The following is a 6,078-nucleotide window of genomic DNA, read 5'->3' on the forward strand; positions in this document are numbered from 1 at the left end:
GACGGAAGACGAGGTGGCGACCGCGTTCGACCGCTGCCTTGGCAAGATCGAGCAGACGGGCGCGCGGATCGAGGATCTGTCGATCGACGATCTGCTTGCCGATTTGCGCGCGGCCACCAAGCGTGGTTCGATCGCCGCGATGGAAGGGGCCGAAGTGCATGCCGACTGGCTGGCGACAGGAGCTTCGGTACCGGTCGACCCGCATGTCAGCGGACCTTTGTCGCGGGCAGCCATGCTGCCGACGCCTGTCTACATCCGGGCAATGCGCCGTCGTACAGCGCTCGCCGCCGCCATGGACGAGCGGCTGTCCTCGGTCGATGTGCTGGCCTTGCCGACCACACCGGTGACGGCGCCGACTATCGTCTCGATGTCTGACGACGCCGGGTTGCGTGACCGCACCGAAGGCCTGCTGCTGCGCAACACGCAGGTTGCCAACCAGTTCGATCTCTGCGCGATCTCGCTGCCGATGCCGAGCACTCAGCTGCCCGCCGGCTTGATGCTGGTGGCGCGCAACGGCCATGACCAACGCCTGCTGCGCATAGCAGCAGAGGTGGAGCAGCTGCTTGGCGCGTGAGCAGGGCTGAACCGCCCATCAGCGCGACGAACAGTGCTTGCGTTCGCTGTCCTTGGCGGTCCGTACGATACGGGTCGCGACCAGCCAGGGCAAATTGTACTCCTTGCCGGCGATCGTCTGGGTGCGGTGCTCGATCGAGCCCCTGACGACGATCTTGCCTGCATAAAGCGCGTCGGAAAGATCGGTTATGGCCTTGTCGGCCTGCGGCAGGCCGCTGGGGTCGATCGACACGCCCTTGATGATCGTCCCGGTGGCAAGGTCGAGTGCGCTGTTGGACGGGCAGGGCGCCTTGAAGCAGCGCAGCCCGTTGTCGCAATAGACATAACTGCTCTCGGCCGCGAATGCCGGCATGGCACAGAGCGAACAGGCAGCGACAAAGAGGAAGGCGAGACCGGGCATGGCTCTCAACGTCGCGGAGAATTGGGGCGAAACCGCGATGGGTTACAGGCTCGCCGGAAACCGCCGCCGATAGTGATCGACCACTTCTGGATTGCGCAGATTGACCGGCAGCTTGCCCGCCAGCACCAGCAGGGCTTCGCCCGCCGCGCCGACGCCCATGCGCATCATCGATTCCTCGGTGATCCCCGCCATGTGCGGCGTGACGATAACATTGTCGAAGCCGAAATAGGGATGGTTCGACGGCAGCGGCTGCGTCGCAAACACGTCGAGCGCGGCGCCGCCGATGCGCCGTTTCTGCAAGGCCTCGATCAGCGCGTCGTCGTCGACGACCGGTCCGCGCGACACGTTGATCAGCAGCGCCTGCGGCTTCATGCGGGCGATCCGCTCACGGTTGATCAGGCCGCGCGTTTCCGGCGTCAGCGGGCAGCACAGAACGATGATGTCGCTCTGCTCGACGAGAGCGTCGATCGACAGGAAGCCGACCTTGTCCGGCGCCGGCTGCATGCTGCGCGTCGTTGCCACCACCTTCAGGTCGAAGCCGTGCGCGGCGATATGGCCGACCGCCTGGCCGACGGCGCCGAGGCCGACGATGCCGATCGTCTTGCCGGCCGCGAGCACGCCAACGCCAACAGCGAGCTTGCCGGCAAGCCAGCCTTTGGCGCGCAGGTCGCGGTCGACGACGCGGAAGTTGCGCAGCAAGGCGAGGGCCACGAACATGACGTGTTCGGCCACCGATCGGGCATTGACCGCCGGCACATTCGCCACCAGCACGCCGGCGGCCGTCGCTGCTTCCATCGGGATCATGTCGAGCCCGGCGCCATGACGGATTGCCGCCCGCAGCAGCTTTGCGCCGTCGAAAAGCTGTGGGGGCAGCGGCGCGCGCACGATGACGATGTCGGCATTTTTCGCCTCGGCGGCCAGCGTGGCCGGATCGATGGCGGAGGCGACGACGAGCTCGCCGGCGCCGGAGAGCATAGCCGAGGCGCGCGGGTGCAGAGGGTGCGTCGTGAGGATACGAGCCATGTCGGTCAGGCTTTTTCGAGCGCCGGGCTTTGCGGCTCCTCGCCATGGCCCTCGATCAGGCCCTTCCAGTAGCTCTCAGCGCCCTGCAGATGGGCGCTCATCAGCGCCTGTGCGAGATTGCCGTCGCGGCGCAGCAGCGCTTCATAGATCTGGATATGCTCGGCATGCGAGCGCACGTTGCGCTCGGGGTCGTTGAAATAGATCGGCAGGCGCTGCTCGCCCATCATGTAGTAGACGCTGCAGACATTGTGGAAGACGCTGTTCTTGGTGGCGCGCACGATTTCGAGGTGAAATTCGCGGTCTTCCCTGGCAAGCCCTTCGCCGGCGGCGATGCGCTCTTCCGAAGCCTTCAGGATTTCGCGCAGCCGCTCGAAATTCTCCTCGGTGGCACGCGAACAGGCAAGTTCGGCCGCCTTGATCTCGTGGATCTTGCGCAGTTCGACCGTCTCGTAGATCTGGATCGGGTCGAGCGGGAGGCCCGCGCGGGCAAAGAGCGCCATGGCCTCCACACTGGCCTGCTTGGTGTCGATGTAGATGCCGGATTTGGCCCGGCGCTCAACGATGCGCATGGCCTCCAGGATGGCCAGCGCCTCGCGGATCTGACCGCGGCTGACGGCGAAATGCTCCGCCAGTTCGCGCTCCGATGGCGTTCGGCCGCTCTCCTTGTCCGAATGGGAGAACAGGTAGGCAGCGAGTTCCGCGAGAAGGTTCTTTTCTTTCATCGTCAACCGCGTTGCGCGTGCGCCTCCAGGAACCGCTCCGAAATGGTGAATCCCAGACCCGGTTTTTCCGGGATCGCTATCATACCGTCCCTGGCTTCGACAGTCTCTTCGACCAGATCATGGATCATCGGGTTGGCGCCGAGCGAATATTCGACGGTGAAACTCGACGGCGAGGCGGCGCAGACATGCAAGCCTGCGAAAAAACAGGGCGCGCCGGCCCACAAATGCGGTGCAAAGCGCAGATTGAAGGCGCTGGCGATGGTGCCGATCTTCATCGCCTCGCTGATGCCGCCGCAGAAGGCGGGATCGGGCTGGAAGATGTCGGCGGCTTTGAGCACGGCAAGGTCGCGGAAGGCGTAGCGGGTCGCCTCGCTTTCGCCGGTGGCAATCGGAACGGCGCCACTTGCCCGCACTTCGGCCATGCCCGGCTTATCGTCGGCGATGATAGGTTCCTCGAACCACGCCAGGTCAAGGTCGTTGACGAGATGGATGAAGCGCTTGGCTTCAGCCACCGTGTAGGTGCCGTGCGCGTCGACCATCAGTTCGACATCGGGGCCGAGCGCCTGCCGTGCGGCGCGCACGCGGGTGGCGGAAATGTGCGCCGCGCCGTCCATGGCGCCAACCCGCATCTTCAGTGCCTTGAAACCGCCCTTGGCGATATAGGATTTCAACTGCTCGCCGATGGCGTCGGCGGCCGCCCAGCCGCCGGACGCGTAAGCCGGCATGCGATCGAGCTTGCGGCCGCCGAGCAGCCGCCAGACAGGAACGCCAAGCGATTTGCCAAGAATGTCCCACAGCGCGATGTCGACGGCGCTGATCGCCGCGATGCTCATGCCGCGCCGCGCCAGCTGCGGCATGGCGTGGCCGCCGCGTGCGGCGCTGTCGTGGCGCACGCCATTGTAGAGCATCTCCCAGATGATGCCGATGTCGGCCGGATCGCGGCCGACCAGCTGCGGCCCGACTTCATGGTTCAGCATGTGGACGAGTGCACCGTAGCTGCCGGCACTGCCGGCGGCGTTCTTGCCTTCGCCCCAGCCGACCAGCCCGTCATCGGTCTCGATGCGCAGGATGGCGGCGTCGAAGGTCGTCACCTGACCGAAGTCGCTGCGGTGCTGCCGAGCGGCTTCGATCGGAACGCGGATCCACCAGGCTTGGACGGACTTGATACGCATATTCTTCCCCAGCCCTGCGCCGGTCAGGGCGGAAGGGCGAATTTCCCTGAGGCAGTCGACTACTTGATCAGCGGCAGCAACGTTTCGGCGTTGATGCGCATCTGGTCGGTGTAGAATTTCTCGGTGAGCACGCTGGAGCCGTGGTCCTGGATGAACTTCAGCTGTTCGGGCGAGATATCGACCGGATTGCGCTCGACCATGTCGGGATAGGGGGCCGCCGGCGTCCGGTCGACGGGCGCGACGAACTCGTTGGTCAGCGCGCCGTCGTAGCCGATCTCGCGCAAGGTGGCGACGATCTTCGGCCAGTCGATCTGGCCGAGACCGGCGGCGAAGCGGTTGTTGTCGGCGACATGGAAGTCGAACAGGCGCTTTCCGGCCTGCCGGATCGCGTCATAGACGTTAAATTCTTCCATATGGAGGTGGTAGGCGTCGAGGCAGACACCGCATTCGGGGCTGACCGCGTCGGCCAAAGCCAGCGCCTGGGCGCCGCGATTGAACAGATAGGTCTCGAAGCGGTTGAGCGGTTCAACAGCGATCTTGACGCCGACCTTCTTGGCGTGGGTGAAGCATTCGCGGGTGGCGTCGACGACCCACTTCCATTCCTCTTCCTCGGTGCCGTCAGGCACGACCTTGCCGACGGTCGCCGGAACCAGCGTGATGATCTCGCCATCGAGTTCGCTGACCATGGTCAGCACGTCCTTGACATACTGAACGGAACGCTCGCGCTGGCCCTGGTTCCTGGCGGCAAGGTTGCGCTCGCCCAGCATCAGGGTCACCGCGCCCCAGCAACGAATGCCATGCTCCTTCAGCAGCGCCCGGGTCTCCCTGGTTTTGTACTGCTCGGGTTCGCCGGAAATCTCGATCGACTCATAGCCGAATTTCTTGATGCGCTTGAGCGTCGTTTCCAAGGGTTCCGCGCGCATCCAGTTGTGCGTCGAAAGATGCATGGTCTGTCCTTCCCAACTCGTCTCTATGGTTCGCCTGCGACATGCATCGCCAAAAGGCGACACAAAGGTTCCTCCCCAAGGCGTTCCCAGCCTTTTCTCGCAAACTGGTTCGACCAATTGGGCCTGAAGCGAGGTCTACAGCAAATTATCCGGATCGGCAAGAAGCGCCGGGATGCAACTTTCGCTGTGGAGTATTTCCTTGATTATATTGAGATATATATGCCTGCGCCGGGTGGTTTTGGGGTCATGATGGCGCATTGCAAGGCTTGACCAAAATTCCACATTTGGTAATACCAGAATGGTGGTGCGTGCAAGCGCCCGTTGAGAAAAGACCAAAGTGGCTGGCCCTGTTTCCAATCGGCGCTATGCTCGGTCGCGAGAGAAATGAGGGAGGATGCCGATGCCGACGACAATGAAGGGCCCGGGGCTGTTTCTGGCGCAGTTCGCGGGCGACGCCGCGCCGTTCAACTCACTGGCGTCGATCACCAAATGGGCGGCCGGTCTCGGCTACAAGGGCGTGCAGATCCCGACCTGGGACGCGCGGCTGTTCGATCTCAAGAAGGCGGCCTCTTCCAAGGCCTATTGCGACGAGGTGAAAGGCATTTGCGCCGACGCCGGCGTCGAGATCACGGAATTGTCGACGCATCTGCAGGGGCAATTGGTGGCGGTGCATCCTGCCTATGACGCGCAGATGGATGGCTTTGCGCCGCCATCGGTGCACAACAATCCCGCAGCCCGGCAGAAGTGGGCTGTCGAGCAGATGAAGTTCGGCGCTAAAGCATCGCGTAATCTAGGCCTGAATGCTTCAGTGTCGTTTACCGGCTCGCTGGCTTTCCCTTACCTCTATCCGTTCCCGCAGCGGCCGGCTGGACTCATTGAGGAAGCGTTTGGCGAGCTCGGCAAACGCTGGAAGCCGATTCTCGACGTGTACGAGGACAACGGCGTCGATGTCGGCTATGAAATTCACCCGTCTGAAGACGTTTTCGACGGCGCCACTTTCGAGATGTTCCTCGACGCGGTCGGCGGCCACAGGCGCTGCAACATCAATTACGATCCGTCGCATTTCCTGCTGCAGCAGCTCGACTATCTCGAATTCATCGACATCTATCACGAGCGCATCAAGGCGTTCCACGTCAAGGACGCCGAGTTCAACCCGACCGGCCGGCAAGGCGTCTATTCCGGCTATCAGAGCTGGACCAACCGCGCCGGGCGCTTCCGTTCGCTGGGCGATGGACAGGTGG

General features: G+C 63.5%; 7 protein-coding genes. 2 read left to right on the forward strand and 5 right to left on the reverse strand.

The genetic code is table 11. The annotated features are described in order from the left end of the window. A partial coding sequence (locus ENZ74_RS18350; RefSeq protein ID WP_245470975.1) for an amidase family protein occupies window positions 1–574 on the forward strand: 574 nt, incomplete at its 5' end. 18 nt (window positions 575–592) lie between these two features. On the opposite strand, the gene ENZ74_RS18355 is transcribed toward ENZ74_RS18350, so the two are convergent. The 5 genes from ENZ74_RS18355 to ENZ74_RS18375 are packed head-to-tail and all read right to left on the reverse strand — an operon-like array spanning window position 593 to window position 4,837. After that, the gene (locus tag ENZ74_RS18355; RefSeq protein WP_063169047.1) at window positions 593–973 is read right to left on the reverse strand and encodes a hypothetical protein; all 381 of its coding nucleotides are present in this window, start codon (window positions 971–973) and stop codon (window positions 593–595) included. A gap of 42 nt (window positions 974–1,015) precedes the next feature. Further along, window positions 1,016–1,996, reverse strand: coding sequence for a hydroxyacid dehydrogenase (locus tag ENZ74_RS18360; protein WP_127312907.1), 981 nt, complete (start codon window positions 1,994–1,996; stop codon window positions 1,016–1,018). A 5-nt stretch (window positions 1,997–2,001) separates the two neighbouring features. Continuing rightward, a complete protein-coding gene (locus tag ENZ74_RS18365) occupies window positions 2,002–2,718 on the reverse strand; it encodes a FadR/GntR family transcriptional regulator (RefSeq protein ID WP_013529506.1) in 717 nt (238 codons plus the stop codon). A 2-nt stretch (window positions 2,719–2,720) separates the two neighbouring features. After that, the gene (locus ENZ74_RS18370; RefSeq protein WP_013529507.1) at window positions 2,721–3,890 is read right to left on the reverse strand and encodes a mandelate racemase/muconate lactonizing enzyme family protein; all 1,170 of its coding nucleotides are present in this window, start codon (window positions 3,888–3,890) and stop codon (window positions 2,721–2,723) included. A gap of 59 nt (window positions 3,891–3,949) precedes the next feature. Then, window positions 3,950–4,837 (reverse strand): sugar phosphate isomerase/epimerase, encoded by an 888-nt coding sequence (locus ENZ74_RS18375; RefSeq protein ID WP_013529508.1) that lies wholly within the window; start codon window positions 4,835–4,837, stop codon window positions 3,950–3,952. Between the two features lie 400 nt (window positions 4,838–5,237). On the opposite strand from ENZ74_RS18375, the gene ENZ74_RS18380 reads away from it, so the two are divergent. Continuing rightward, on the forward strand, window positions 5,238–6,078 hold an 841-nt coding region (locus ENZ74_RS18380; RefSeq protein WP_164761079.1), incomplete at its 3' end, for a sugar phosphate isomerase/epimerase.

Origin of the sequence: Mesorhizobium sp. M7A.F.Ca.CA.002.15.2.1 (assembly GCF_003998715.1) — a bacterium.
GTDB classification, from domain to species: domain Bacteria; phylum Pseudomonadota; class Alphaproteobacteria; order Rhizobiales; family Rhizobiaceae; genus Mesorhizobium; species Mesorhizobium ciceri.

Excerpts from the sequence above, each read along its gene's own strand:
- ENZ74_RS18355 (WP_063169047.1), bottom strand. The coding sequence starts at position 973 with ATGCCCGGTCTCGCCTTCCTCTTTGTCGCTGCCTGTTCGCTCTGTGCC.
- ENZ74_RS18360 (WP_127312907.1), bottom strand. The coding sequence starts at position 1,996 with ATGGCTCGTATCCTCACGACGCACCCTCTGCACCCGCGCGCCTCGGCT.
- ENZ74_RS18365 (WP_013529506.1), bottom strand. The coding sequence starts at position 2,718 with ATGAAAGAAAAGAACCTTCTCGCGGAACTCGCTGCCTACCTGTTCTCC.
- ENZ74_RS18370 (WP_013529507.1), bottom strand. The coding sequence starts at position 3,890 with ATGCGTATCAAGTCCGTCCAAGCCTGGTGGATCCGCGTTCCGATCGAA.
- ENZ74_RS18375 (WP_013529508.1), bottom strand. The coding sequence starts at position 4,837 with ATGCATCTTTCGACGCACAACTGGATGCGCGCGGAACCCTTGGAAACG.